We start from the raw sequence: 26,460 nt of genomic DNA on the forward strand, positions 1-26,460 counted from the left end.
CAAAAGGCCCCGGACCGATCATGGTCCGGGGCCTTTGACATCTACTTTTGACATCAACGGGGGCGGTCACGCCCGACCGGGGCGCCTTTTCCTGTTCCTCAGCAGCCGGTCCATGTGGCTCATGGCCTCGCGCTGGGTGTCCTGCACGACGTGCGTGTACACGTCCATGGTGATGCTGATCTGGGAGTGCCCGAGGATCTCCATCACGACGCGGGGTGCGACTCCGGCAGCCGTGAGGAGGGTGGCGGTGCCGTGCCGGGCGTCATGCAGCCGGATGACGCGGAGGCCGGCGGACTCGGCGACGCGGGTGAAGGAGCGGTAGAGGTTGCGCGGCTCGACCGGGCGGCCGGTGCGGGTGGCGAAGACGTAGTCCGACGCCTGCCACCTCTCCCCCGCCTTGGTCCGGGCGGCTGCTTGCCGCATGCGGTGCCAGCGCAGCGGTGCGATGCAGAGAGCGGGCAACGGGACGGCACGGCGACGGCGGCTCCTCGGGTCGTCGTCGTACAGGACGCCCCGGCGCCGCTGCACCTGATGGCGGACGTGGAGCACGCGGTTGTCGAGGTCGAGGTCCGACCACCGAAGACCGACGATCTCTCCCCGGCGGAGGCCCATGGCGATGGCGAGGACGAAGGCCGCGTAGAGCGGGTCCGTCCGGGACGCGGTGAGGAAATCAAGCGTCTCGTCCAGCGACCACGGGTGCAGCTCAGGCGTGGCCGAACGAGGCGGCTCCACGAGCTTGGCGACGTTCCGCGTGATCAGCTCCTCCCGGCACGCGGAGGACAGGGCCGAGCGCAGAACTCGGTGCGATTCCTTGGCGGTTGCGGCGGTGGTTTCCTTCTCCAGGCGGACGAGGAGGCGTCGGACGTCGGCGACGCCGAGGGATTCGAGGCGCTTGGCGCCGAGGAGCGGCACCAGGTAGAGGCGGACGTGCGCCTCGTACTTGTCGAACGTGCTGAGCTTGCGCCGGGGCTTGATCACGTTGTCGAGCCAGTACGGCAGCCACTCGGAGAGCTTTGCCGACTTGGTGGGCACGGGTACGCCCTGGTCCACCTTGTCGAGCAGTGCCCGGCGCTTGGCGTCGCATTCCGCCCAGTCCTTGCCGTAGACGAACTTGCGGGCGCGGGTGCCCTCCGGCTGGAGCACGTAGACCGCGCACTGGAAGCGTCCGTCCTTGCGCTTGGTGATGGTGCCGGAGCCGTTCGGGTTGCGCTTGCGCTGAGCGGCCATCAGGCTGCCTCCTCCAACTGACCGAGGACGAAGTCCCGGACGGCGTCGGCCGGGATCCGGCGCGCGCCGTCGATCTTGATCGAGACGAGGCGGTGCGACCGGATGAGGTCGTAGACCTTGGAGCGCCCGAGCTTGAGCCGCGCCATGACCTGCGGCACGGTCAGGAGTTCGGCGGTGGCGGTGGTCATGCTGCGGCCTCCCCCTCGGTGAGCTTGTCGCGCAGGGCCTCGCGGGCGGTCTCGCGGTTGGTCTGGAGGTCGCGGGCGATGGTTGCGGCGAGGGCAGCTTCGCCGGGGGTGTGGCCGTGTCCGGCGTACTGCCAGTCCGCCAGGACGAGGACGGTGTCCGGCTCGCGGTCGTCGAGGCCGAGGGCGGTGGCCTCTTGGGCGGCGCGGTAGTCGGCGCGTTCCTGGCGGAGGGCGCCGAGGGTGGTGGAGTAGGTGCGCGACTTGGACGAGAAGTGGCCGCGGAAGCCGAGCATGTGCGCCCACGCCCAGAGACGTCGGTCCGGGTAGAGGGCGTCGAGGTCGCGGCACGCGGTGATGAGTCGACGGGTGTGGTCGGGGACCTGGTGGCGGTCGAGTTCGGCTAGTTCGCCGATGCGGCGGTCGAGGGTGCCGGTGTTCTCGGCAGCCTTGGTGGCGTACTTGGCCACGTACGAAGCAACGGCCTGTTCCGTGATGTCGGAGCCGTCGCCGAAGGCTTTGACCGGGCGGACGTCGAGTTGCCGACCCCACCGGAAGGTATGGGCGGGTTGGTCACCAGCCGCCGGGACCGAAACGGACGTGTACGAGTGCCCGGCGGCGGCACGAACGGCGTCAGTGAGGAGGTCGACCGTGGCCCAGGCGGGTGGCGGGGTGCCGGGGCCGTCGGGCCCGTCAAGGCGGATGACGGCGTGGAAGTGGAGGGCGCCGCGCTTCTGGAACTCCGCGACCTTGCCGTACGAGACGCGGAGGTGTTCGGCGAGTTCGCGGCGGGGCAGGCCGACGCGGGCGGCGAGTTCGCGGCGGAGGCGGGTGGTGAAGCGCTGCCAGAGCTGTCCGGCGTGGTTGTTGAAGAGGACGGCGCCCGCGTAGTCGTAGGTGTCGGGGTGGAGGGCCGTGCCCAATTCGGCCCCGTCAGGGGCGTGTGCGGCGCCGCAGCGGCAGGAGCCGTGGTCGGGACGGTTGTGGACGGGGCCGAAAGAGGGCGCCGTGAGGGTGGTGAAGACGCGCGGGTGGTCGCGGACGGCTGCCGGGATGTCGCGGCGGTCGTCCCCGGCGAGGCCAGCGCGGATCAGGTGGTAGGTGTCGCCGGCGTAGGTCTAGGCGCAGGAAGGGCAGCGGGAGGCGCGGCGGTTGCCGCAGGCTAGGCGGAGGCGTCCGCGCGGTTCGTTCGCGGTGGTGTAGTGGTGCAGGGTCTCGCCGGTGGTCTTGTCCTTGTGGAGGATCCAGCCGGTGAGGTGGATCGGGTCGGAGCAGCCGCCGGTGCGGCGGATCTGGTCTTCCCAGCGGACGTAGTCGGAGGCCGAGGCCACCCGGAGGACGTCTCCGAGCGTGATCGGGTCGAGCGATGGGGCGGACGTGGGCGCTTTCTGCGGCGCGGGTGAGGCCCGGTGGGCCATGCTGGTGGTTCCTTCCGGTTGCGAGATCGGACAAGGACGGCTCCCGGGCGGCGGATGCTTGGCGGTATCGAGGCCGCCCGGGGCCGGTCAGTGGCGCTTGGCTTCGGAGGCGAGCAGGGAGCGCAGGACGACCGCGCAGACGGCGACCGAGGCGCCGGTGATGGCGACCGCCAAAAGCAGCGAGACCAGAACGGCGCCGACGACCAGGACGACGGCCGTGCCGCCGACGACGAGGGCGAGGGCAGCGCCGGGGGTGAGCTGGACGACCGGGCGTGACGGCATGGGGACGATGGGTGCCTGCGGCGGGACCGGGGTGGCCGAGGAGCCGGGGGTGATGGTGGTCGGCTGGATGACGGCGGGCGGGGTGGTCAGGCGGGTGGGCTGCGGCATCGTCGGAAGCTTGGGCCGGAACATGGGCGGATCTCCTTTCACAGGCGGTTACTTGACGACGGTTTCGATGACGGGAGTCAGAACGCTGTCGGCGAGGAGGTAGCCGCCGAGGAGGAGCACGCAGATCAGCCACCAGGGCGGGCGGATGAGCTTGACGCCCAGGTAGCCGACGGCCAGCAGGGCGAACCAGAGGGGAACGTCCATCGGGGCGGACTCCTAGCGGACGGTGCAGCGGTGGGTGCGGGCGGCGAGCTGGGCGGCGGTCCGGCTGGAGTAGTCGGCGGACCAGCCGCAGCGGTCGGCGGTGCAGACGGCGGCGTGCGTGGTGCGGCCGTTGCGGTCGCGGTGGGTGCCGATCTGCACGGGGCCGATGCGCATCAGCGAGTGGAAGTTGTCGCGGGCGGGCATGGCGGGTCAGTCCCTCCGGGTGGTGGGGTCGGGGTACTGGGCGCGGATGCTCCGGACGGTGGCCGGGTCGTCCACGTGTCGCGCGGCTTCCTCTGCGAGCAGGTGCGCGAGGAAGGAACGTCCGGCCGCCGCCATGTCCCGTGCGGCATTGAGGTAGTCGGACGCGGTCAAGTCGGCCGGGTCGGAGGTCATCTCTGTTCTCCCTCGCAGTCAGGTGAGGTGGGCGGCGATGGCGTCAGCGAGGTGGGGCGGGACGCCGAGGCGGGAGCGGAGGGTGTCCGTGTCGATCGAGAAGCCGGTGCGGGCGCGGTACTCGTCGGCGACCTTGCGGGCGTGGTCGATGAGGACGGCGGGGACCGGACGAGCAGGGTCAGGTGCCAAGGCCGGCGAGGCGGGGGCGTCCGCGCCGGGTGCGGGGGCCGCGTCGGGCTCGGGCAGGGCTTCCGCCGCTACGGGCTGTTCGGCGTCCGGCGTGTCCGTGACGGGGACCGGTAGACCCGGCTCTGGCTCTGACTCTGGCTCCGCAGCGGACGAGTGCGCGAGGAGAGTTCCGCCGAGGAAGGCGAGCGCGGGCCATCCGGCGACGCCGAGGCGGAGCAGGGCGGGCGGGTCGGCCAGGTCGAGGAACCCGGCGGTGGCGATGTTGGCGCCGAGCGAGGCGAACAGGGCGATGAGAAACCAGCACCAGGCCAGCCGGGACGGCCCCTCACTGCGCAGCCGCCGCCAGGCCGCGACCAGAAGCAGGTCGACGCTGACCGGGTAGGCCCACGCCTTCCAGCCGTTCTGTCCGGCAGCGGCGGCCAGGTCGTGCAGGTGGGCGAAGGACAGAGCCCCGGCGATCACAGCCTGAATCAGGACCGCGTCGACACGGAGGCCGTGACGGGCACCCATCAGCCGTCGCTCCGGTCGGTGGGGCCGCCGTCGGGGCCGTAGTCGTAGTCGTCCGGGAACATGCCGGGCGGCGGCTCGGGCAGCGAGACGGCGAGGGACGGGCTGACGGCGTCCACGAAGTCGAGATCGGCGCCGGCCATGTCGGCGTAGAGCGCGAGTTGGCCGAGCAGAAGCACGGTCCGGGCGAAGTCCTCGCAGTTCGGGCACATGGCGGGTTCTCCCTTCTCTGGGCATGGCGGGGTAGGGACGTGGCGCGAAGTCGGTCACGCCGACCGTGGGGATCCGGCAGGGATCAGGCGGTGGCCGAGGATGCCTTGACCAGCGGCACGGGCGCGGCATCGGAGTCGGAGCCGGAAAGGGCAGGCCGGAAAGGGGCTAGCTCGGGCAGGTCCGGGGTCCGGTCGGCGTACCGGTTGCAGACGTTCACGGCCTGGCGGAGCGAGATGTGCGGGGCGCGGATACGGTGCCACCCTCCGGACGAGTCGCCCGCGATGGCGAGCCCTCGCATCTCGGCCGGGATCTGAATGGCGGCGAGGACGGCATCCGGGGAGATGTCTCCGAAGGCCATGTTCGCGGATGCCTCGTCGTTGACGCGGTGGGCGGTACGGCCGGTGAGCTGGGCACGGAGCATCGTGATCCCCTTGCCGAGTTCGGATCCGAAGCGCTGCCCGCAGATTTCGAGGTAGATGCCAGCAGCACGGCCGAGTTGGGCGAGGCGGACCAGCGCGGTGATGATGCGGTCCCGCCGCTTCTCCTCCTCTTTACTTGCGTACAGGGCGAGTTCGGCAACCTCGTCGACCAGGACGACGACGGGGACCGGGCGTAACTCGGTCGGCAGGTCCCAGATGTCGGCGGCGATCTCCGCGTCCGGCACGTCGGAGGTGATCCGCTGCTGGGACCGGATGAGCTGATAGACACCCTCCATCCGTCCCACGAGCGCATCCAGCACTTCGGCAGCGGTGTCGGGGTCGTCGGCCAGCGCGGAGAACCGGCGGGCCAGCGGGAACAGTTCAACCCCCTGTTTGCAGTCGACGCCGACGAGGGCAACGTCCATCGGCGCGAGTCCGGCGACCAGGTTGCGTTGGTAGACGGACTTTCCGGATTCCGTGGCGCCGAGGGTGAGGGCGTGGGGTATCGCCCGGTAGTCGCGGTAGTGCACGGAGCCGTCCTGCCGCAGGGCGATGGGTACCCGCATCGGACGAGCCTCGGTCTCGGCGGGCATATGCACCCGCTTGAGCACGTCGTATCCGGTCATCCGCACCTCGACCACACCGGAGCGCAGTTCACGCGAGGTCACGCCGTACATGGAGAACGAGTGCCGGAGACGGTCCGAGGTGGCGGCGATGTCGAAGGCGTCCTGTCCGGGGCGGAGCTTGAGCCGCAGGACCAGGCCGGTACGAGTCGGCCGCAGCCGCAGGATGCGCGGCGGACGCGGCTCCGGTATCGGCCGGTTCGTGGCTCGTGCCAGGGCGAGACGCCACCGCGCGGGCGGAACGGTCAGCCCGCACGCGTCCATGACCGAGCCGTACCGGATCAGGACCCGCACCACGGCCAGCGCGACCCCGAAGGTCAACCAGTACCAGGCGGGGCGCCGCCACCGCAGAAGACCCACAGTGGCGACGACCAGCACGAGAACGACCGTGAACCCGGTCATGATCAGGCCGCCTTGGACCCTGCGGCGGCGTCGGCGAGCGAGGTGACCGCGACCGCGCGGAACGCGATGCCGTGCCGCTTCTGGCCGTTGAAGTCGTTCTCCCAGGGCCGGGCGATCAGGCCGGTGAGCGCGACCGACGTGCCCATGGACAGTTCGCCGCTGATCCCGGGCTCCGGGACGGTGACGGAAAGGATCTCCACCTCGTCGTTCGCCGCGAACATCACGTCGACCGTCATCAGCTTCGCTCCGGTCTCGGTGTCGGTGGCGATCTCACCGGTACGGCGGTCACGCACCTTGACCTGCGGGGACTTGGCGACCATCACGACCGCGCCGGAGGTGTCGACGGGAATCTGACGCACAGAGATCACTCCTCTATAGATGCTGAACTCCGCCACTCATGTATATGAGTGACATGGAGAAGAGTGCCTCACTCCTGTACATGAGTCAACCCGCCGCGAGGAAGAACTCGCGACGGGCTGTGAGGAGTTGAGTGGGCGTCAGTCGTCCGCAGGGATCCGGTACTCGAAAACGAACTGGTCAGCGGCCATGAGCGTGTCGCACACCTCTACGACGAGACCCGCGGTCGTACGGGCTTCCCGGATCAGGTGAACCACGGGCGCACCCGGACTCAGCGCCAGCTCCGAGGCTTCGAACTTCGAGGCCGGCCGGGCTTGCAGCGTCTCGACGAACTCCGCGAACTCGTGCCCGTGGTCTTCGAGTCGGGCGTAGATGCCGCCACCGCCAGGATTCTCGGCGAACAGCTCCGGGATCTCCTTGACGACGTCCCAGGGCAGGTACGACGTCGCCGTCTCGGCCGGGGTGCCGTTGCGGAAGTAGAGGCGCCGACGTGCCAGCACCTGTGTACCGGCCGGGACGCCCAGACGCTCGGCGGCATCCTCGGGCGCCTCCATGGGCCCGATGTACAGAACGCTGACCTTGGCACTCGCGCCGGACTGCGCGGACTCCGCAAGGTAGGCCGCCTGGCCACCCTGCCGAAGCGAGCGCCGGAAACGGTCGGAGGAGCGGTGCCGCACCGGAGGCCGGTCCTTCACGATCGAACCCTTGCCGTGCCGGGTCTCGACCAGCCCACTCGCCCGCACCTCGACCATGGCCTTACGGATCGTCCCGCCAGCCACGCCATAGCGCTCCACCAGCTCGGACTCACTCGGCACCATGTCACCAGGCTTGAGAACCCCCGCCCGGATCTGCTGCACGATCTCGTCCGCGATCTGCACGTACCGAGGCCCGGAACCGACCCCTCCTGCCGCAGTTCCCATAGTCCTTCTCTGCCTCCTATGCTCCTCTACATGAGTCAATCACAGGAAGCGGCGCCCTCTCCCCGTCACTCCGTGTCCGTTGCCGGAGTAGTGGTGCGCGAGGACGGCCGCCTCCTGGCGATCCGCCGAGCCGACAACGGCACCTGGGAACTCCCCGGCGGCATCCTCGAACTCGACGAGACCCCCGAAGCCGGCGTGGCCCGCGAGGTCCTGGAGGAGACCGGCATCCACATCGAGGTCGCCGAACTCACCGGCATCTACAAGAACATGACCCGCGGCATCGTCGCCCTGGTCTTCCGCTGCAAGCCCTCCGGCGGCACGGAACGCACCTCAACCGAGTCCACGGCCGTCTCCTGGCTCACACCGGACGAGGTCAGCGAGCACATGTCCGAGGTCTACGCGATCAGACTCCTGGACGCCTTGGACGACAACGGCCCCCACGTCCGAAGCCACGACGGAACGCACCTCATCCCAGCGGGATAAAACCTTCTCTCCTTCATCAAGGCCCGCGCACGGCGCGGGCGCGCGCCGCCTCTACGGCGCGGCCTGCCTCCTGTCTCCGCCCCGGCTGGCCGCGCCCGGCGGCGCGCTCGGCGGCTGCGGGCATGAGGTGGGGAGACACCCTCTGTGGCTGGGGCGGTCGGCTCCACGGCTTTAGGCAGCCACTTTGGGGCGAGCCTCTAAGATCTTGGCCCCAACGTCGTGCTTTAACGGGCAGGTCCACAGACTGCCCGACTCGCCGAAAGCTTGCGGGGCCATGATCACTTGCGCCAGAGCAACTCCAGCCCAAAGCCGCTCCACCGCCCTCAACGGTCAATTTAGGTCTGCGTTCGCACCTGAGTCGTAACCGGCACAGGAAGCGCTGATAGAACCGAGAACTCTGACTGCGCCAACTGGTAAACCGGAATGCCAGAAAGGGACGTTCCTGTCACCAGGAGGGTGAAGTCCACCGGCGCGGCGCCGCGAGTAAGGACACCACCCGTCCGCGTCAGGTATTCGACGTCCAGCCGTGGAAGCCAGAGACTCCTCGCTTGGAGACGATCCTGCCCCTGCATAACCGTTTCCCATTTCCCCCCACGGCGCCTGCTAGCTTCGGAAGCTTTGGGCCCGATTTTCTGGGAACGGGACACTGGATTCTTGCCGCGAATCCAACCTTCCTCCTCCAATTCGGCAGCTCTTTCCGGTTCGTCACGAATATTAACCTTCACAGAGCGTGAAGAACTATCCGGATCGCGGAAGGAGTACATCGCGGCATGCGGCCGGAGTGTGAATTCGAGGCCCGATTCCGTGTACTCGACCGCCTCGGTCGGGTCCGTGGGGGATGCATACGCGAGAGTCCACCTGACCTTCACCCTTCCCCGGTCAAGGCCCTCAGGCACGGGAAGCTGAAATCCCAGTATCTGATCACGCTCGACCGACGCCTGATAGATGACGGTGACCTCGTTGCTGTCACACCAGAGAGCCGAAGCATGGTCGCTAATGAGCCTTCCATGTCCGGTACTTAGGTTCGAGTCAGCGTGCGACTCTGCGAAGTGAACCGCGAACGCCTTGAGCGCTGAAGCACTAGCCCGGTCGCCAAGCTCGCCGGATAACACAGCCAGCTCGTGTGCAACGAGGGGTGCCGCGTAGCTTGTCCCGCAGTCGTACGAAATTCCACCATCAGCCCTCAAACGAGCAAACGGCATTTGATCGTCGCCCCCGAACGCCACGACCGCCGGCTGTATCAGGGCACCAGGCCGCCCAGGGCCGACAGCACTGTATGCAGCCCGGGTCCATAACGCCTCGGGGTACGGACGATCACAAGCTCCGACGCTGAGTCCATTGACCATATCAGCCGGGACCATTATTCGGTTTTCGCTGGTGTCGCCGTTGTTTCCAACGGCAGTAACGAAGAGAATGTCCCTCTCGTAGGCCAGACTATCGAGAACCGCCGTCCATCGATGCGGCTCACCATCGTCGACGGTAACTTCCGGCCCCAGACTGAGATTGACGATCATAGCGTCATTTTCCGTGACCTGCTTCTGAATCTGATCCAGAAGCCAATAGAGCTCGGTCCCATCCTCAGATGGTCCGGGAATGCATCGATAGTGAGTAGCCCGGACTGGCGGCTTGGACAGCTGTTGTCCCGGCTGCACGTTGCCGTAGAGAACGGCTCCCGTAACAGCGCTCCCGTGCTCAATGCAGCCGTAATCAGGATTCTCGGTCGTAATATGCACCTGATTAGCAGAGCCTGCGAAGTATTCGCCGCCCTCATCTATTCCGGCGTCAAATATCAACACCTCAGGCGCAGTCGGATCAGCGGCCGGAGGCGCAGGTCGCGCTACTCGCGGTGCCGATCGGAGCGGTGATGCAGGAACAGGACGAATCCGTGGCATACGCCGGATAGAACGAAGAGGATTGAAGGCGGCGGCCTGCTCCGCCTGCCCTTCAGGCAAGAATACAGGGACGAACGTCAACCCGGCGACAACATCGCGGCGCGTAACTGCTACTTCCCCACCTAGGCTCGCAATATAGTCCTCAAATTTTCGAAAGAGGCTGCTAGTCATTGGCTGACGACCCGATCCAGGATTATCCGGATCAGGGTGAAGTACCGCCTCGTAAACGACTCGGGATTTACCCGAATCACCACTCTCAGTGCGCGAATCACGTAACACCTCCTCGCGGCGAGGCAAGTGTATTTCCGAGAATTGGCGCAGCTCCTCTGCAGCAGCCTTTTCGGCGCGGTTGAGATCGACGCCCTCAAGCATGCTAGCCAAGCGAGCCAGGCTTGAATCGTCGCCAGCGACAATCAGCGACTTGGTGGCTACGTCAGACGTGGTGCCACTCCGGAGTGTGAAATCTGCAGTAGCCGGACGAGATCCCAGGGGAGTGAGACCTAGCAGCTTAACGAGACGGTCGGGAAAGTAACTGTTAGCGAGGAAATTCGGCAACAAAGTCGCCTCGAAGACCACATGTTCGGCTCGTAATGCAGAATCAATCCTCACTGCAGAGTCTCGGAGCGAACGGACTTGTGGACCAAGGATCTCTCTGATTTCCTCCATTGAGAATGGATAGAACTTGTTTCCCCCTCCTGAAACTCGATCCACCATTTCGGACATCTGCTCGCCCCCGACGAGGATCCGCCCGCCTGACTTCTGACTCATGTTATCCCCCCGGGAAATTCCGACTGCTACGCGTTTGTTACTTTTCCTGCGAAGCCAGGGTTCGGCTGACTGTCGGGTGACTTACACCTAGGATGCCAGCGATCTTTCGTTGCGAGTAACCGAGTGACTGATGTGCAAGACGAATGATTTGCGATCGGACTTCTGCGTCCGTTTTCGCCTGCTCACGCAGCGAGGCCATGGCATAATTAGCGACTCGCTCTGGAAATCCTCCTAGACTTCCGTCTTCGACGATCATCGCGCGCGCGAATCCATTCACGAGCTTGACAATGTCGGAATGCGACTTCCCCTCGCTGGCGAGCGCCAACAGAGAAATATAGTCTTCGTCAACGGATGCAGCCACCATGACTGGAATTTGAGCTAGGAGGCTTTTCCGTTGCTCACATTCAGGCATCGGCATTTCAATTTTTACGTCGAAGCGCCTGGCAATAGCTGAATCAACTAGATCTAGGTGATTAGTGGCGGCGACCAAGAAGCTGCCGGCTGGCCAACGGTCGAGCTCCAACAATAATACGTTGACCAACCGCTTAAGTTCGCCAACATCAGTGTAGTCGTCTCGCCGTTTCGCCAAAGCGTCAAATTCATCTATGAATAGAACGCACTCTGTTTCTGATGCGTAATCAAGTACCGCCCTCAAATTTCTCCCAGTCCGTCCCAGGTAGCTCGACATTACGGAGGCCAAATCCACTACAAGAAGCGGTTGCTTCATCTGCTCGGCGATGTACGCAGCAGTCATGGACTTGCCCACGCCTGGGGGACCACTCAACAGAACGCTGCGAGACGGCTGCAGTCCCGCTTCTAGGAGTCGCTCCCGCAGTGGTCGCTCAGCGACGATCCTGTCAACCTGAGCTCTGCAAGCATCATCGAGCACAGGCCCTGGACTTGAAGACGTCTCGTCCAAGCGCAGCAACGTTTGGTTAGTCTCTGGGTCTCGGGGCAAATCGGCCGCGGCCGGCGGCCTCCACTCAGCGTCACGAACCGCGCCCCCTCGCAGGGGGGACCGCTCAGGCAGAGCCGTGAGCAGGGCTCTTAACTCTGCCCGAAGGGCGACTGCATGCCCGGAGACTGTGGGCGGCTTCCGCATCCACCGCCTGCATAGCTCCCTCACAGCCTGCTCGTCTGCCTTCAGGGCAGCCGACATTAGCTCAAGCAGTGCGCGTTCCGTGTCACTTAGGCCCGACCAGCTGCCATCCTCCGGCTTACTCATGCCGGGCAGGTTACCAACTGGTTTGTATGCCTGAACAGGCCACATGCGTCAACTGGTACATGCGGTTCACTCATAGTGCGTACATGAACCACGGCAACTTCGCTGATCAGCGAGTCCAGCGCGCCCTCACTTCGAAAGTAGAGTCGGCTTTCACCTTGCCCACCAGTGGAACGCCACCTTCACCACTGAGGGATACCCCGAACTTCACCTCCAACTCGTCCGGAGCAGCGTCAGCGAAGCGCTCACGAATCGCCGCTGACACGTCTTCGCAGGTCTGGACTATGGCATCGCCCACTTGGCGAAGGTTGGTCAGCGCCTGCTCCGGGGTCCCGCGTCCCCGGAGGATCTTTGACTGATCGAAGTTGTCGACAGCAAGTGGAGTTACTTCCACCAGGAATACCGACTCACTGCCATCGATTCCGACCGCTTTGTACATGTCCGCCCCCATGTGGCCGATCCATTGCAGCCCGATGATCCCGCATCTGCACCCTTCGGCGCAGGAGTTGGATGAATCCGTTCTGGAGTTTTGGCCGGTTACCGTTCTTTGGCTTGAATTCGTAGCCTGTGCCAGTACCTCTGCTCTTGGTACTGAATGCCTAAAACTGAGGCAACTCACACGGCCCAACCAGCCAGCACACCGGAGGGCCAATGGAGTGCCGGAGAGCTTAGGAACGCTAACCCCAGGATCAGCAGCGTTGAGTGTCTACTCGCGGCTTCCCAAATTGAGAGCTCTGGAGGCGCAGAGGTCTGCACCGTCCTCTGGGAACAACCCCCGCGGCGTGCTCCGATCGACGACACGGCAACGTCGCTGATACCGGTAGGGGTGCGGCGAGGCACACGCGCGCCCGGTCCGTCGTCGCACCCACCATCGTGGCTGACTGTCGCCGGCTGATGCTCAGACCGCCGTGCATTCCCAAGCTGCGTTCTTGGTCGGGGTCTGCACGACCCAGCAAGGAGAGGAGCCCAGGTTTTCCTCGGGCTCCTCTCCTTGCGATGACTAAAGGGAACGTGGCTGCCAAGAGCCGCCGTTGCGGTTCGTCTCCCTCAGAAGGTCACCCCGGCTGGTCGCAACACGGAGAACGTCTTGCAGAGCCCCGGACAGTTCCTTCGCCAGGAGTCGCACGCCCTCGGGGCTCGCGTGCTCGTCTCCGAGGGTTTCCGTTGCCTGCTTGAGTAGTTCGGTCGCTGTGCCGACCTGTACCGCTTCGATGTTGTCCGCCAGGCGGGACAAGTAGCCGTCCCTGTCGTCGGTGCTCAGGTAACAGGGTTTGCCGTCCGGTCCTGACCACGGGAGGAGCCGCAATTCGTTGCGTGCCGTCATGTTTGCGTCTGCCTCTCTTCGATCATGTGGTGGGTGGTGAAGACCGCGTCGACGCGGTCCCCGGGGAACACGAGAAGCGCGGCCTCGGTGACGCGGCCGGAGGCGTCGGACGCAACCCGCGTGATCGCGAGGACCGCCACAGCGGCGTTGATCCGGAGGGTCGATGCCTCCTCTGGTGTCGGGAGGCGGACGGATACCGTCTCTCGAACCTCGGCCGGCGGGTTGCCCAGTACGGCAAAGTTCGCTTTCGCCCGCGTACTTGAGATTCCGTCGCCGAACACCGTGACGGGCTCCGAGTCGCGCGGGACGTAGATGCGGGCCAGGCTGTGCGGGGAATCTCCCTGGTAGCTGAGGCACTGGAACTCGGTCAGAGGGCTGCCGTCCGGAACCCGCAGCAGGGCTGTCAGATCCCCGTACGCGCCCATCGTGGTGGTGCGGACCGTGACGCGGGGATCCGCGTCGGTAGAAGTCCAGAGATCCAGCGTGCCCCATCCGCCCACGTAGGTGATCTTGCGGAAGGAGCGGCGAACGAAGTTCCCCTTGCCGTGGATCTTCTCGATGAGACCTTCCCTCTGAAGTACCGCGAGAGCACTCCGGAGCGTCGCCGTGCTGACCATGTATCGGCCGGCCAATCTCGACTCGGACGGCAGACGCTCGCCAGGCTTGACGCGACCAGTTGCGATCTGGTCCCGGAGGTCGTCGGCGATGCCGCGATGACGAGAGCGCATGGATCCGATCACCACCTTCTCGTCATCCGCACGGCGACGAGCCGGGTTCGCGCGTGCATGGTCAGCAGGTCGCCCGACTCGAAGACGAGTTGCTTGGCTCCCCGGCGGAGCTGGAAGAGGTCTTTCACGCGGCAGGCTCGGCCACCGAGTTGGATGATGTCGCCACGCTGCACGGTGGTCGCGGTGACCTCGATGTAGGAGACCAGCGCGCCTCCAGGGGGCCGCCACCTCACTGCTCCACCTCCACAAGCGTGGACCGATCGGACGGCGAGTGGCACGGGCAGTCGCACGCTTCGTAGATCACCGGAAGGTCGACCGGTGCCGATGCCGGAGATGCCTCCGCGCAGGCGCGGTGCGTTCCGATTCGGCAGACGGCCGATCGGTAAGGCACGGCCGAGACCCCCGTGACGTCTGGCTGTTGGCGAGGCGGCATCAGTGGACCCCCGCAAGGGCCGGCCACGCATCGGCCGGCAGATGGGCAGCGACGACCGCCGAGCGCGTTCGCACGCGTTTCTCCCAGGCCAGCACATACGGGCGGACGAGCACGATGTCCTCACCCCTGAGCGAGTGGCGATGGGCCGGGCTGTCGGAAGTCCGTCCCAGGACGACGGTCGACACGTCAGCGGCTGCCCGGGAGGCAAGGGAGACGGGTACGGCCGACGGTCGTGCGGGCGTTAAGGGGCGGCGATGCCTGCCCTTCGAGGTGTGCCGCGCCCTGGTGAGGGATACGACGCGGCGGATACGGTTGAGCACGCTGCTCAGCTCCTATCGCTGATGGCCCGGTCCCCCGACATCGCCCGTCGTGGGGACCGATTTGCGTACGACCGCCCAGAGAGTGCGGCCGTTCAGACTGGTGGCGAGAAGTCCGAACCGGTCGGCCTGCGCCACCACTTCCAGGACCTCCCGCCATGTCTCGGCGGAGAGCGATTCCGGCACCTCCGCTTCGACCGACGTGTGCAAGGCGTGCTCCTCCACGCGCGCGGGGAGTCCGGCGGCGGACAGCCGGGCAGCGATGGCCGCCGCGCTAACTCCCGAAGCGGGCACAGGGCAGCCTCCGTCACCGGCGATCACTTTGAGTGAAGCTAGTTAACTAGATTAGAGCTAGTGGACTAGATTTTCCATATGTCTGAGCAGCCGCCCTATCTCCGCATCGCCGACGAACTCCGGCGGCGGATCGCGGACCACGTGTGGGAGCCGGGGGACCGCCTCCCGTCCCGCGCCCAGATCGGCCAGGAGTACGGCGTGGGCGAGAACGTGGTGCGCCGGGCTCAGGAGCTGCTGATCTCCCAAGGCGTACTGGAGGGCCGTGCCGGATCGGGCACGTACGTCGCCGAGCCCAGGCAGCGGGTACGGATGGTCCGTTCATCCGCGCGTGAGCAGCCCCAGGCGTCGCCATTCCGGGCGGACATGAAGGCGCTCGGCAGGCAGGGGGACTGGGAGAGCCGGACCGACGCCAAGGTGCCGGCTCCCGCGGGGATCGCGGCCCGGCTCGGCATCGCCGAGGGCGACCTCTGTGTCCGGACGACGTACGAGTTCCTGGCGGACGGCAGGCCCGCGCAGTTGTCGACGAGTTGGGAGCCGTACGACCTCACCGCCGGCACCCTCGTCGTCCTCCCCGAAGGAGGGCCACACGCGGGGACGGGCGTGGTGAACCGCATGGCCGCCATCGGCGTGACCGTCAGCCACGCGGTGGAGCAGCCGGAACCACGGCAGGCCACAGCCGAGGAGGCGTCACTTCTCGGCATCCAGAAGGCCGCACTCGTCACTCACATCCAACGGACGTACTACAGCGACCAAGGCCGGCCCGTGGAAACCGCCGACATCGTGGTGCCCGCCGCCCACTGCGAGATCGTCTACGAGATCCCGATCAGCCGTTAGCGGGCAGTGGGTTGCCGCCCGCTGGATCTCGAAATGCCGTGCCCCGGACGTACCCCAGGCGTGCCCCCCGCGTGCCCCTTCCATGCCCGATCGCACAGGAAGCCACGGGAAACACCGGACCGTCACGGTGACCGGACACAAGAACGGCCCCCAACCAACTTCCCAGGTCAGGGGCCGTTCTCACTGCTCATCGTGCGGAGGCGGTGGGATTTGAACCCACGGTGACATCGCTGCCACGACGGTTTTCAAGACCGTTCAGGGCTTGTGCAGGGTCAGCACTGACAGATCCCCCTCTTAGCCATCAACTAGGCATGGAGGTCGGTTGGGCCACGGATTGGATACCGGACCACTCCCAGACAGAACCAGGGATGCAGCTGCACTTCAGAGCTGGATACCTCGCCACCGACCGCGCGAAACCGACCCTAAAGGTTGTCCTGTAGCTGTGCCGAGTAGGTCGAGAGGCAGTCCAGGGAACTCACTTCACTACGACGTTGTCGCCGGCCGAAGTCGACGGCCCGGTAGTGGTGTTGCCGTAGTACACCCAGCGCCATGTGCCCGTCTTGGATGCCTTCACGGTCGTCTTGAGGTTGCCCGAGCCGTTCGCGTAAACCTTCTTCACCGTGGTGTAGGAGGTGGTTCCGGTGGGCTTGAACTGCAGGGTCACCAGGCGGCCTTCGTAGGAGACGTACTTCCTGGTCTCCCAGTTGGCCCGCGTGACCTTGCCGGTCACGGTGATGGTCTGGCCCTTGGCCACCGGTTCGGGCGAGGCGTTCACGGTCAGGCGGGAGTTGCGCTTGACGTAGGCCGTGAGGCCCTTGTCATCGGTGTCACCGCCGCCGCCCTGGAAGTAGACCTCGGCCGCGACCTTCCACGCTCCGGCCTCGCTGTTGCGCATCTCCCACTCGCTCGGGTCGAAGTACATCGTCTCGTTGAAGTCACAGACGCCCGAGCTCACCTTGATGCAGTCGCTCGTCTCGATCGCGTGCCACAGCCGCTCACTCGTCTTGCCGCGGTACAGGAACACCGCCGGCCACTTCCACTGGTGTGTGGTCGCCATCCGGAAGGATGTGGGCACCGCGACCTCGTTCGACACCCCAATCACGATCGCCTTGCCGCCGTTCACCTGGACACGGGTGAACGAGACCCCGCCCTCGGCCGCCCCGGCCGGTCCCGCGGCCATGGCCGTGAACACCGCCGCCGCGCCACCGGCCGCGACAGCTCTCCAGATCTTCTTCCCCACCTGATCCCCGATCTCCGCACGGAAGAGCACCGGAGGCTCATCCTCCGGCGCCCTTCAGACAGTTGGGATCCGCACGGAGTTGTACACCCTTGGATCACGATCGGGCATCAGGCGATCTTCGCCTCGCACGAGGAGGCCGACACCGGTCGAAGATCATTTACGAGAACCTTTAGGGCCTCACACGGACAGTAGTAGCGGTGAGTGTCCAACTGCGTGACAACCGCGACGCACAACCACGAACAACCGTGGACGTCAGCGGACCATCAGCGCCGGTGACAGGCACAGCAACCCAAGGGCAGCGAGCATCCCCAGTTGCTTCGGGACAAAGCAGTCACTCCGTTAGTGTGCGCTGCATGACCGACGACGCCCCGGCCTGCCCCAACTGCAGCAAGCCCATGCATTCCGGTGGCCTCCTTCTCTCGAAGCGAGAGGACGACGGCCGGCGGGTCTGCCGGACGCTCTGGAGGTGTGCCAGTCGCCATGTCTGGTGGCCCTGGGTCGACCGGCCGGACTGGAGGTCTGCCCTGCACCGGAACTATTCCGCTGACATCCAACGCTGACATCAACAGCCCCGAACAACTGCGACCTGCAACAGCCCTGAGCGGCACCGGCGCACGAGGCAGGCCCCACCCTGTTCGAGAGGAGATCGAACTCCTAAAGCGGTGTCGCAGGTTCGAATTCTGCCGGGGGCACCAGCCAAAAGGCCCCGGACCGATCATGGTCCGGGGTCTTTGACGTGTCCCGATGGAATCGGCGCGGCGGCTCACTGGCGTGCCGATGTCCACCGGGTATGCCGCGGGGCGGAACGGTGGTGCCGGCCTGCCGCTCGCCCCGGCGTCGGGCTCCCCGTCGGCTTGCCCCTTCCGTCGAACCCTTTGAACCCTTCCTCCCCGAAGCCCGTTGCAATGTTCGCGGGAGCGTGTGCGAGGTCGCGCGCCGGGACGGGGGCCTCGTGGACGGGCTCCGTGGTGGTTGATGAGAGATGTGGACCTGGCATCCCAGCCGCCCCCTCCGCCCAGCCCAGCCCAGCCCAGCCCATCAAGGAGTGACATACATCGTGTTCACCATTCCCCGATCGAGGGCGCACCTGACCCGGCGCTCCGTCGGCCTTGGCGCGGCGATAGGGCTCGTGCTGGGTACGGTCACCGCCGGGATCGTGCTCTCGCAGCCGTCCGGGATGTCCGCGGCGGCCGACACGGTGAGCGGTCGGATCACCGGTCTGGCCGACAAGTGCGTCGACGTGGCCGACGGCAACAGCGCCAGCGGCACGCAGGTTCAGCTCTATGACTGCAACGGCACACCGGCCCAGGAGTGGACCAATCCCGGTGACGGAACGCTGCGGGCGTTCGGCAAGTGCCTGGACGTCCGGGACGGCAGCATCGCCGACGCGGCGGACGTGCGGCTGTGGGACTGCAACGGCACACCCGCCCAGCAGTGGGTCATCACCGAGGCCAAGGACATCGTCAACCCGGCCGCGGACAAGTGCCTTGACGTGCGCGCGTACAACAGCGCCAACCGCACGCCCCTCCAGATCTGGCCCTGCCAGGGCGCCGCGAACGAGAAGTGGAACACGTCCGCGCTCGGCACTTCCTCAGGCACCGGGCCGCAGAACCCCGTTCCCGTCCCGACGGGCGACGGTGGATCCACCTCCGGATTCGTCGTCAGTGAAGCCCAGTTCAACCAGATGTTCCTGAACCGCAATTCCGTCTATACGTACGACGGGCTGCTGGCGGCACTGGGCGCCTACCCCGCCTTCGCCAACTCCGGCAACGACACGGTGAAGAAGCGGGAAGCCGCCGCCTTCCTGGCCAACGTCAGCCACGAGACCGGCGGTCTCGCGCACATCGTCGAGCAGAACACGGCCAACTACCCCGCCTACTGCGATGCCGGCCAGCCCTACGGTTGCCCGGCCGGCCAGGCGGCCTACTACGGCCGCGGCCCCATCCAGCTCAGCTGGAACTACAACTACAAGGCCGCGGGTGACGCGCTCGGCATCGACCTGTTGAACAACCCGGGCCTGGTGGAGAGCGACTCCTCCGTCGCCTGGAAGACCGGTCTCTGGTACTGGAACACCCAGGTCGGCCCAGGTTCGATGACGCCGCACGATGCCATGTCCAACGACGCCGGCTTCGGCCAGACCATCCGCTCCATCAACGGCGCCCTGGAGTGCGACGGCAAGTACCCCGCCCAGGTGCAGAGCCGCGTGGATTCCTACGTGGGCTTCACCCAGATCCTCGGGGTCGATCCCGGAGGCAACCTCTCCTGCTGAGCCGGACCGTACCGACCGCCGTCCCGTGCAGGACGTGCGCAAACACAGCGGCCCGCATCGCCTCTTCAGCCGTGCGGGCCGTTGCCGTGGTCTGTGGTCTGTGGTCTGTGGTCTGTGGTCTGTGGTCAAGGACGGGTCAGCGGCCGGGGCCGGTTCGCCTGCCGCGGTTTCGCGGTTGGTCGCCCAGGTCGGTGTCGTACTCGATCTGTTCCTTGCGGACCTCGGCGGATATCTGCTGTTGTTCCGTCACCTTCTCGGTCTCCAGCCGGACGCGTTCGACCGGCACCGACTCCTTTTTGATGATCGGGCGGTCGGCGTGGAGGGTCACCTCGGCCTGTGCGTCACCCATGCGGGTGTCGCGGATACCGGCGCGTTCCGCGGGCGAGATCTCCTCGCGGATGACGTGCACCTCCTCGTGGCTGAGCGGGACCGAGGTGGTCACGTTCTCCGTCACGACGACCTTGCGCAGCCGGGCGTGGCCGACCTCGCGCTCCTCGGTGGTGACGTGCAGTTCCTCCTCGGACCTGATGAGTTCCTCGGTGTGCCGCTCCTTGCCCTCGGTGGGCATGGAGCCGCGTACCCCCGCCATGGGCCGGCCCGTGCCCGTCCCGGCGGTGGCGGCGCTGGGGCGTCCGGTGGGCGGAGCCGTGCCCGCGCCCGCACGGGTACCGGTGCCTGTTCCGGTACCCGTCCCGGTCCGGGTGGTGCCCGTGGTCGTGCCGGCGGCACCGGCAGCCGGCAGGCCGTAGTGCTGGTGGAGTTGCTTCTCCTGGCTGGCGTCGAGACGCTCGTCCGCGTTGACGCGCGGTGCCTCCTTGACGGTGTCCTTGGTGTACGGGACGCGAATGTCCTCGCCGACGCGACGGGCGCCGGCCAGCGGAACGAGGCTCTCGTTCATGCCGAACAGGCCGGTCTTCACGGTGACCCACTCCGGGCGGCTGTTGCGGTCGCCGATATAGACGCGGCTGACGGAACCGATCTTCTCGCCCGCCTGGTCGTACATGTTCCGACCGCTCAGAGCGTTGGGGTTGTCGAACAAGCCTTCGGCTGACATCGGCGATCACTCCTCGCATGGGGAAGCGCGTCTGCGGGATCACGCCCCTCACAGTCAGGCGCGCACCCCTCCATCGCGCATCCGGACAGCGATCGCAGCAACCAGGGAGGAATACGCCCCTACCCCTACAACAGCCTTACGGCATGTCCCACCACCGCTCATCGCGAATACGGGCCCCTCGGAGCCGTACGCCATTCGGGTGAATTTTGAGCGGGGGCGCCTGGGCGGGACGGGGGCGGGGACCGGGTGCGCGAACCCGGTGCGGCGGCGGTCTCGCTCTTCTCGGTCTACGCAGACCGACGACCTCGGCGCATCCGGCGAGAGCGGGATCACCGTAACCTACCTAGTAGGTCGATTCAAGGGTTGCCGGCTCCAGGTCGGCCAGGGTCATACGTCAGGGCCGCACCCTCCCCCACCTTCTACCTTCACCCCCCACCTTCCGCCTTCACCCCCACCTCCGAACACTCGGCGCAGCCGAAAAGCTCGTCACCTACCTTGACACAAACCTACTAAGAAGGTTTCTTGTTGGCGACGGGTGAGGGCTCACCCGGGCCGACGGGCCTGACGGGCCTGACGGGCCTGACGGGCCGAACAAGGGAGGACAGCGATGAAGATCGCACCGTTCGACGAGAACGCGTTCAAGATGGACCACCCCAGGGGGACGGTCTCGTTCAACTACCTGCTCATGGGCGACCGGAGCAAGCCGCTGGAGAACTATCGCTACATCCTCGGCCGCCAGGAGGCCGACTTCCTCATGCCCCGGCACGCCCATACCTTCGAGCAGATCCGGCTGCCGCTGGTGGGCGACATGAATCTCGGAGAGCAGGGCGTCCTGCGCGAGGGTGAGGTCGGCTATTTCCCCGAGGGGCAGACGTACGGCCCGCAGGACGACAAGCTCACCGACCCGCACCAGATCCAGCTCGTCCTCCAGTTCGGCGGTGCGTCCGCGCTCGGCATGGCCGCGGGGCGCGGGCGCGGCCCGGCCAACCAGCAGGCGCAGGCCGAGCGCCGCGAGCGCCAGGAGGTCAAGTTCCCTCGCCCGCGCTACAACGGCGTGGTCATCAGCGACCCGGCCCACTTCAACTACCTGCCCGCACCCGGCTGGCCCGGTGTCGAGCGCAAGCACATCGGCACGTACACCGAGCGCCGGTTCTGGATCGAGTACGTGAAGATCGAGGCCGGCGCCGAGTGGGTCGCCGCCAGCGACGAGGCACGGCAACTGACCGTGGTCCTCTCCGGCACCGGCACGGTCGAGAACACCGCGATCGGCAGGCTCGGCGCCGTCGAGGTCGACCCGGGTGAGAAGGCGCGTTACGTCGCCGCCGACGAACTCGTCCTCTTCAACGTCGGCCTGCCGCCGATCCAGGAACCGGCCGTCCCCTCGGACCAGTTCGACGTGATCAGGACGGACGGCGGGATCAGGTTCGAGAACCCCAAGGAACTCGACAACGGCTGAACGGGACTCCGTCGCCGCCGTCGCGCCCCCCCTCCCCCCGGACTCCCCCGAACTCCCCAACTCCCCGAGGTCAGCCATGCCCCGACCCAAGCTGCAGATCATCATCGGCAGCACCCGCCCCGGCCGCCGCGGCCCCGCGATCGCCGAATGGTTCCACTCCCTGGCCCTGAAGCACAGCGGCTTCGAGACCGAACTCGTCGACCTCGCCGAGGTCGGCCTACCGCTCCTCGACGAACCCCGGCCCCCACAGCGCGGCCGGTACGAGCACGAGCACACCCGGCGCTGGAGCGACACCGTACGCACCGCCGACGCGTACGTCTTCGTGCTCCCCGAGTACAACCACAGCTACAACGCGGCCACCAAGAACGCCCTCGACTACCTGGCCAGGGAGTGGCAGGGCAAGCCGGTCAGCTTCGTCGGGTACGGCGGGGTCGCCGCCGGTGCCAGGGCCGTACAGGCACTGATCCCGGTGGTGACCGCGCTCGGCATGGTGCCGCTCGCGCACTCCGTACAGATCCCGTTCGTGCGTCTCGCGGTGCCGGGTGACGGCACGTTCCGTTCCGCTCCCGGGCTGGACGAGGACGCCACGAGCCTGCTCGACGAACTGCTCCGGCTGGCCGAGGCGCTCAGCGCGGCCCGCCCGGAACCCCGTCCCGGACACCCCGGACACCCCGGAAAGAAGAAGGAGCCCCAAGCATGAGTGGACTGACCCTGGCCCAGGCGTCCGAGATCGTGGACGCTGCCCTGGGCCACGCCCGTGAGCTGGGCCTGCGCCCGCTGACCGTCACCGTGCTCGACCCCGGCGGCCATCCCCTGGTCGTCAAGCGGGAGGAACGGGCGGGGATCCTGCGTCCGCAGATCGCCCACGCCAAGGCATGGGGCTGCCTGGGCACCGGCCAGGGCGGCGCCGCCGGTGCCCGGCACGCGACCCGCGACCCCGCGTTCTTCGCCGCGCTCGCGGCGATCTCCGAAGGTCGCGTCGCCTCCTCCAAGGGGGGCGCGCTGATCCGGGACGAGGACGGCGAACTGCTCGGCGCGGTCGGCGTCAGCGGTGAACGGCCCGACAACGACGAGATCGTCGCGGTCTTCGGCGTACAGAAGGCGGGCCTCGTCGCCGACGTGGGCTGACCGCACCGTACGCCGTCCGGTGCCGTAACAGCAGCCTCCGCTTCCCCCACGCAGTCACTCACCCACTCCCCTCCTCCAACCCTTCCTGCTCACCCCTCCCCCCGAACCCCCCATGGAACGACAATCCATCCGTGGAACGACCTGACGTGAAAGAAGTTGATGGCAATGACGACATCAGCTCAGGAATCCCCGTCCGACTCGCCTGAATCGACGGACTCGACCGAGGCCGGGGCCGACCCGAGACGCTGGCTGGCGTTCTCGGTCTGTCTGGCCGCGGGATTCATGGTGCTGCTCGACGGCAGCATGATCAATGTCGCGCTGCCGTCGGTGGAGCGCAGCCTTGATCTCACCCCCACCCAGGTCACCTGGACCGTGTCCGGTTACATCCTGGCGTTCGGCCTGACGCTCGTGACCGCCGGGCGCCTGGGTGACGACCACGGCCGGCGAAAGATGTTCCTCATCGCCCTCGTTCTCTTCCTGATCAGCTCCGTCTTCTGCGGCGCGTCCCAGAACGGCACCTGGCTGCTGATCTCCCGGATAGCGCGGGGAGCCACCGCGGGGCTGCTCAACCCCCAGATCGTCGGCCTGATCCAGCAGATGTTCTCGGGCAAGGAGCGGGGCAAGGCATTCGGTTTCTACGCCGCGACCGTCGGCATCTCGACCGCGGTCGGCCCGTTGATCGGGGGCGGCATCATGGAGCTGGTCGGTCCCTCTACCGGTTGGCGGTACGTGTTCTACGTCAGCCTGCCGATCGGCATCGCCACCCTCGTACTCGCCACTCGGCTGCTGCCCAGGCAGCATGTCGCCCGCGAGCACGCAAAGTTGGACCTGGTCGGAGCGGCGCTGCTCGGGGTGGCCGTCGTCGCGATCATGCTGCCGGTGACGCAGGCCGGGGAGGCGGAGACGGAGCCGAGTTGGTGGTTGCTCGGGGTCGCCGCGGCGGGACTCGCGGGTTTCCTGGCCTGGGAGAGGCGGCTCGAACTCGGGGGCCGGCATCCTCTGGTGAAGCTGAAACTGCTCAAGACCCGTACGTACTCGGCCGGGGCGCTGACCGGTTTCTGTTTCTTCGCCGCGCAGCCGAGCATCTTCGTGCTCTGCCAGATCTACTTCCAGCGGGGGATGGGGTACTCGCCGCTCCAGGCGGCCATGGCGACCATGTCGTACGCGATCGGGTCCGCCGTGGCGGCCGTCATCGGAGGCCGGATCGTGCATCTCTTCGGTCGCTGGCTGATCGTCGGAGGGTCGCTGGTCACCACGGCCGGACTGGGTCTGACCGCGATGCTGGCGGGCTCCGGCACCGACGGCACCACGCTGCCGCTGGCCGGCGCGTTGCTGCTGGCCGGGCTGGGTGCCGGGTTCGTCATCGCGCCGAACCAGACGATGGTGATGTCGGAGATTCCCCGGCCGGAGGGCGGCACGGCGGCCGGCGTCTACCAGACCGGGCTCAGGGTCGGTTCCTCGATCGGTGTTCCGCTGGCGATGACGCTGTACTTCAGCACGCTCCAGGCGCACCGGGGTGATGTGGCGGTCGCCGTCGGCCGCGGGTTGACCGCGACCACGGCGATCTTCGGGGTGGCCTTGCTCGTGTCACTGACAAGCGTCCTCCTCTTCGGCCGCCAGGCCACCAGCAACGAACCCCCTCCGACGGACAGGGCGTTGGCGTCGCCCTCAGCGCGGTAGCGGAGTCCCCGCCGGGGGCACGGAGAAGCAAGCAACAGTGCAGAGGTCCTGTCGTCCCAGCGGGCCGAGGAGTGGCAGGACATTACCGCCTGGGCCCGTTCGTGCGCCGAGTTGATCTGGCGGTCGTACCTACGGGATCCCGAGGAGTCCGGCGTCGCTTTCCTCGCGGGCAGGCTGAAGCACATCGCGGAAGCCTTCGCGCCGGAACCCTTCGATACGCGGGTGCTGCTGCGCATGGAGGAACCGACGACCATGCCCCTCCAGGTCCGTACGAGGGTCAAGCCCGCCGAAGGCGACCGCGAGGCGACGCTGCGTGCCCTCGTCGGAGCGGACGACCCGGACGCCGTCGAACCCCCGGTCGTCGAGCCCTTCCATACGGATTCCCTCGGCGAGGGCTTGCGGGCATTCCGCTATGTACGGCAGGACGACACCGCCGAAGTACTCGCCGCGCTCCGCTACGTCTGGCGCGACGAGGAAGCCGGCGCCGATGTGGTGCTGTGGACGGCCACCCACGACACCGCCCAGGTCATCCGGGCCGCACAGGACATCGAAGAGCTGGCACACACGATGGGCGTCGCGATCTGGAACCTCGAACCGAAGGACGAGGCGTCCCCGGATGTGAACTCGTAGGGCTGGGACGGGGCGGGCACCGACATGGACCAGTGTGCCCCCTCAGCTCAGGAACCCCCGTGTTCGGCGGGCTGCGACGACTTGAGGGCCTGTTCCACCGCCTCCCGTACACGTGTCTCCTCTCGCTCCTTCCGCCGCCTGCGGTTGCGGCGGGTCAGGAGTACCGCTGTTGTGGCTGCCGCGATCAGGAGCAGGGTCAGGAGGAGGAGGGGCCAGGGGATGGCCCAGGTGTGGGCCGTGGACTCGGTTGGGGGGAGTGAGGATGTCGAGCCTGATGCGTCGGTCAGGATCGGGGTGAGCGTTGTCGTGGCGGAGAGGGTGAAGGCCGGTGTCACCCCGCGCACCGGGACCTTCATTTTCCAGGTTTCGCCCGGGAGTAGTTCCGGGGATGGGGCTATTGCCTTGGCCGGGGTGGTGCGGAACCAGGCGAAGGGGCCCTCCGTAGAGGCTTTTTGGCGGGCCGTCAGGACTACGTTGCCCGTGTTGTGGATCGTGTAGGTGAGGGTCGCGTTGCCCGAACCCTCGTACGCCACCTTGAAGTCCTCGACCGCCAGTTTCGGCTTGACCTCGCCGCTGACCCGAAGTTTGACGCGGATGCCGAGGCGTCGGTCGACGTTGATGCCCTCGGCGTCGTCGGACTGCTTGAGGGAGGTCAGGATGCCGCCCACGTGGTCGCCGGGGGTCGCGTTGGCCGGGACCGTGATCGTGAAGGGGACCGTCGCCGTTTTGCCGGGGCGGATTACTACGCTTTCGCGGTCCGCTCGTAGCCAGGCGCCCACTCCTACGGACTTCTTGTCCCGGGTGAGCAGGTCGAGTTGGCCCGTGCCGGTCGTGTAGCCGTCGGACGCGTAGACGGCGAGGGTGAGCGGGTCCTTGCCGCGGTTGGCGACGACCATGGCGTCCTTGATCTGCCCGCCGGGGTTCACGCTGTGACTGAAGCTGGACCGGTCGGCGCCGAAGCCGTTCGGGGCCGTCCTGACCGTCCAGGTGACATCGCCGGTGTCCGCGTGGGCGGTGCTCGCGGGGAGCACGGACAGGGCGGTCAGCGCCAGCGCCGTCAGCAGGGTCAGCGTGACGGTACGGACCAGGACGGTGATCGTGGTGGTTCGGCGCGTGGTGGGCGCGTGCATCTCGGAGTCCTTGAGTCAAGCAGGGGTGGGGGGCCCCAGGCGCCCACCCCACCCCCAAGGGAAAGTGACCAGCACACGGCCGTGTTAGTTAGAATGGCGCCGGAGGGGCCCCAGGGGAACCAGCCCCC

The 26,460-nt window shown here is 66.9% G+C and carries 29 protein-coding genes, 1 tRNA gene and 1 pseudogene; 8 read left to right on the top strand and 23 right to left on the bottom strand.

Annotated elements, in window-relative coordinates; all coding sequences use genetic code 11:
• Positions 1–66: 66 nt before the first annotated feature.
• The 12 genes and pseudogenes from ACFVT5_RS10635 to ACFVT5_RS10690 all read right to left on the bottom strand — a co-directional run bounded on the left by ACFVT5_RS10635 (position 67) and on the right by ACFVT5_RS10690 (position 7,450).
• Entirely contained in the window at positions 67–1,227 is a 1,161-nt protein-coding gene (locus ACFVT5_RS10635; protein WP_389884076.1) for a tyrosine-type recombinase/integrase, read from the bottom strand.
• Complete coding sequence (locus tag ACFVT5_RS10640) at positions 1,227–1,415, bottom strand: helix-turn-helix domain-containing protein (protein ID WP_389884078.1); 189 nt, start codon at positions 1,413–1,415, stop codon at positions 1,227–1,229. Before ACFVT5_RS10640 ends, ACFVT5_RS10635 begins: the two co-directional genes overlap by 1 nt.
• Positions 1,412–2,830, bottom strand: a pseudogene (gene repSA / locus ACFVT5_RS10645) (replication initiator protein RepSA). Before repSA ends, ACFVT5_RS10640 begins: the two are co-directional and overlap by 4 nt.
• Before the next feature lie 87 nt (positions 2,831–2,917).
• Positions 2,918–3,244, bottom strand: coding sequence for a SpdD-like protein (locus ACFVT5_RS10650; RefSeq protein ID WP_389884081.1), 327 nt, complete (start codon positions 3,242–3,244; stop codon positions 2,918–2,920).
• Positions 3,245–3,268: 24 nt separating this feature from the next.
• Positions 3,269–3,424, bottom strand: a complete 156-nt coding sequence (locus tag ACFVT5_RS10655) for a hypothetical protein (protein WP_389884084.1) — start codon at positions 3,422–3,424, stop codon at positions 3,269–3,271.
• 12 nt (positions 3,425–3,436) lie between these two features.
• Complete coding sequence (locus tag ACFVT5_RS10660) at positions 3,437–3,628, bottom strand: mobile element transfer protein (RefSeq protein WP_389884087.1); 192 nt, start codon at positions 3,626–3,628, stop codon at positions 3,437–3,439.
• A 6-nt stretch (positions 3,629–3,634) separates the two neighbouring features.
• On the bottom strand, positions 3,635–3,820 hold the full coding sequence (locus ACFVT5_RS10665) for a hypothetical protein (RefSeq protein ID WP_389884090.1): 186 nt from the start codon (positions 3,818–3,820) through the stop codon (positions 3,635–3,637).
• Between the two features lie 18 nt (positions 3,821–3,838).
• Entirely contained in the window at positions 3,839–4,519 is a 681-nt protein-coding gene (locus ACFVT5_RS10670) for a DUF2637 domain-containing protein (RefSeq protein ID WP_389884093.1), read from the bottom strand.
• Entirely contained in the window at positions 4,519–4,728 is a 210-nt protein-coding gene (locus ACFVT5_RS10675) for a hypothetical protein (RefSeq protein ID WP_389884096.1), read from the bottom strand. Before ACFVT5_RS10675 ends, ACFVT5_RS10670 begins: the two co-directional genes overlap by 1 nt.
• Before the next feature lie 83 nt (positions 4,729–4,811).
• Positions 4,812–6,173 carry an FtsK/SpoIIIE domain-containing protein gene (locus ACFVT5_RS10680; protein ID WP_389884098.1) on the bottom strand — a complete coding sequence of 454 codons (1,362 nt, stop codon included), beginning with the start codon at positions 6,171–6,173 and terminating at the stop codon, positions 4,812–4,814.
• 2 nt (positions 6,174–6,175) lie between these two features.
• Complete coding sequence (locus tag ACFVT5_RS10685; RefSeq protein WP_389884101.1) at positions 6,176–6,532, bottom strand: hypothetical protein; 357 nt, start codon at positions 6,530–6,532, stop codon at positions 6,176–6,178.
• Positions 6,533–6,670: 138 nt separating this feature from the next.
• Positions 6,671–7,450, bottom strand: a complete 780-nt coding sequence (locus ACFVT5_RS10690) for a GntR family transcriptional regulator (RefSeq protein ID WP_389884104.1) — start codon at positions 7,448–7,450, stop codon at positions 6,671–6,673.
• Positions 7,451–7,468: 18 nt separating this feature from the next.
• On the opposite strand from ACFVT5_RS10690, the gene ACFVT5_RS10695 reads away from it, so the two are divergent.
• Entirely contained in the window at positions 7,469–7,933 is a 465-nt protein-coding gene (locus tag ACFVT5_RS10695) for an NUDIX hydrolase (protein ID WP_389884107.1), read from the top strand.
• Between the two features lie 335 nt (positions 7,934–8,268).
• Here the strand turns inward: ACFVT5_RS10695 and ACFVT5_RS10700 are convergent, their stop codons facing one another.
• From ACFVT5_RS10700 to ACFVT5_RS10730, 7 genes are all read right to left on the bottom strand, one after another.
• Positions 8,269–10,593 (bottom strand): S8 family peptidase, encoded by a 2,325-nt coding sequence (locus ACFVT5_RS10700; protein WP_389884110.1) that lies wholly within the window; start codon positions 10,591–10,593, stop codon positions 8,269–8,271.
• Positions 10,594–10,630: 37 nt separating this feature from the next.
• Positions 10,631–11,863, bottom strand: a complete 1,233-nt coding sequence (locus tag ACFVT5_RS10705) for an AAA family ATPase (protein ID WP_389884113.1) — start codon at positions 11,861–11,863, stop codon at positions 10,631–10,633.
• 61 nt (positions 11,864–11,924) lie between these two features.
• Positions 11,925–12,266 carry a CU044_2847 family protein gene (locus tag ACFVT5_RS10710; protein WP_389884116.1) on the bottom strand — a complete coding sequence of 114 codons (342 nt, stop codon included), beginning with the start codon at positions 12,264–12,266 and terminating at the stop codon, positions 11,925–11,927.
• A 549-nt stretch (positions 12,267–12,815) separates the two neighbouring features.
• The gene (locus ACFVT5_RS10715) at positions 12,816–13,139 is read right to left on the bottom strand and encodes a hypothetical protein (protein WP_389884119.1); all 324 of its coding nucleotides are present in this window, start codon (positions 13,137–13,139) and stop codon (positions 12,816–12,818) included.
• Positions 13,136–13,867, bottom strand: a complete 732-nt coding sequence (locus ACFVT5_RS10720) for a GntR family transcriptional regulator (RefSeq protein ID WP_389885234.1) — start codon at positions 13,865–13,867, stop codon at positions 13,136–13,138. Before ACFVT5_RS10720 ends, ACFVT5_RS10715 begins: the two co-directional genes overlap by 4 nt.
• Before the next feature lie 8 nt (positions 13,868–13,875).
• Positions 13,876–14,100: a hypothetical protein gene (locus tag ACFVT5_RS10725; protein WP_389884122.1), complete on the bottom strand. Its 225-nt coding sequence runs from the start codon at positions 14,098–14,100 to the stop codon at positions 13,876–13,878.
• A gap of 532 nt (positions 14,101–14,632) precedes the next feature.
• Entirely contained in the window at positions 14,633–14,911 is a 279-nt protein-coding gene (locus ACFVT5_RS10730; RefSeq protein WP_389884125.1) for a hypothetical protein, read from the bottom strand.
• 78 nt (positions 14,912–14,989) lie between these two features.
• Between ACFVT5_RS10730 and ACFVT5_RS10735 the strand changes: the two genes are divergently transcribed.
• Positions 14,990–15,745 (top strand): GntR family transcriptional regulator, encoded by a 756-nt coding sequence (locus ACFVT5_RS10735; RefSeq protein WP_389884128.1) that lies wholly within the window; start codon positions 14,990–14,992, stop codon positions 15,743–15,745.
• A 195-nt stretch (positions 15,746–15,940) separates the two neighbouring features.
• Here the strand turns inward: ACFVT5_RS10735 and ACFVT5_RS10740 are convergent.
• Together ACFVT5_RS10740 and ACFVT5_RS10745 are read right to left on the bottom strand one after the other, a co-directional pair.
• Positions 15,941–16,037: transfer RNA gene (locus tag ACFVT5_RS10740), tRNA-OTHER, on the bottom strand.
• 183 nt (positions 16,038–16,220) lie between these two features.
• Positions 16,221–16,985, bottom strand: coding sequence for a hypothetical protein (locus ACFVT5_RS10745; protein ID WP_389885237.1), 765 nt, complete (start codon positions 16,983–16,985; stop codon positions 16,221–16,223).
• Between the two features lie 1,177 nt (positions 16,986–18,162).
• Between ACFVT5_RS10745 and ACFVT5_RS10750 the strand changes: the two genes are divergently transcribed.
• A complete protein-coding gene (locus ACFVT5_RS10750; protein WP_389885240.1) occupies positions 18,163–19,254 on the top strand; it encodes a glycoside hydrolase family 19 protein in 1,092 nt (363 codons plus the stop codon).
• Positions 19,255–19,390: 136 nt separating this feature from the next.
• On the opposite strand, the gene ACFVT5_RS10755 is transcribed toward ACFVT5_RS10750, so the two are convergent.
• Positions 19,391–20,308, bottom strand: coding sequence for a DUF2382 domain-containing protein (locus ACFVT5_RS10755; protein ID WP_389884130.1), 918 nt, complete (start codon positions 20,306–20,308; stop codon positions 19,391–19,393).
• Positions 20,309–20,915: 607 nt separating this feature from the next.
• Between ACFVT5_RS10755 and ACFVT5_RS10760 the strand changes: the two genes are divergently transcribed.
• From ACFVT5_RS10760 to ACFVT5_RS10780, 5 genes are all read left to right on the top strand, one after another.
• Complete coding sequence (locus tag ACFVT5_RS10760; RefSeq protein ID WP_389884133.1) at positions 20,916–21,764, top strand: hypothetical protein; 849 nt, start codon at positions 20,916–20,918, stop codon at positions 21,762–21,764.
• 76 nt (positions 21,765–21,840) lie between these two features.
• Entirely contained in the window at positions 21,841–22,464 is a 624-nt protein-coding gene (locus tag ACFVT5_RS10765) for an NADPH-dependent FMN reductase (RefSeq protein WP_389884136.1), read from the top strand.
• Entirely contained in the window at positions 22,461–22,892 is a 432-nt protein-coding gene (locus tag ACFVT5_RS10770) for a heme-binding protein (RefSeq protein ID WP_389884139.1), read from the top strand. Before ACFVT5_RS10765 ends, ACFVT5_RS10770 begins: the two co-directional genes overlap by 4 nt.
• Positions 22,893–23,057: 165 nt before the next feature.
• On the top strand, positions 23,058–24,572 hold the full coding sequence (locus tag ACFVT5_RS10775; RefSeq protein ID WP_389884141.1) for an MFS transporter: 1,515 nt from the start codon (positions 23,058–23,060) through the stop codon (positions 24,570–24,572).
• 111 nt (positions 24,573–24,683) lie between these two features.
• Entirely contained in the window at positions 24,684–25,202 is a 519-nt protein-coding gene (locus ACFVT5_RS10780) for a hypothetical protein (protein WP_389884144.1), read from the top strand.
• A gap of 47 nt (positions 25,203–25,249) precedes the next feature.
• Here the strand turns inward: ACFVT5_RS10780 and ACFVT5_RS10785 are convergent, their stop codons facing one another.
• The gene (locus ACFVT5_RS10785) at positions 25,250–26,332 is read right to left on the bottom strand and encodes a WxL protein peptidoglycan domain-containing protein (protein WP_389884147.1); all 1,083 of its coding nucleotides are present in this window, start codon (positions 26,330–26,332) and stop codon (positions 25,250–25,252) included.
• Positions 26,333–26,460: the final 128 nt, after the last annotated feature.

This window comes from Streptomyces sp. NPDC058001, from assembly GCF_042886315.1.
Taxonomy (GTDB): domain Bacteria; phylum Actinomycetota; class Actinomycetes; order Streptomycetales; family Streptomycetaceae; genus Streptomyces.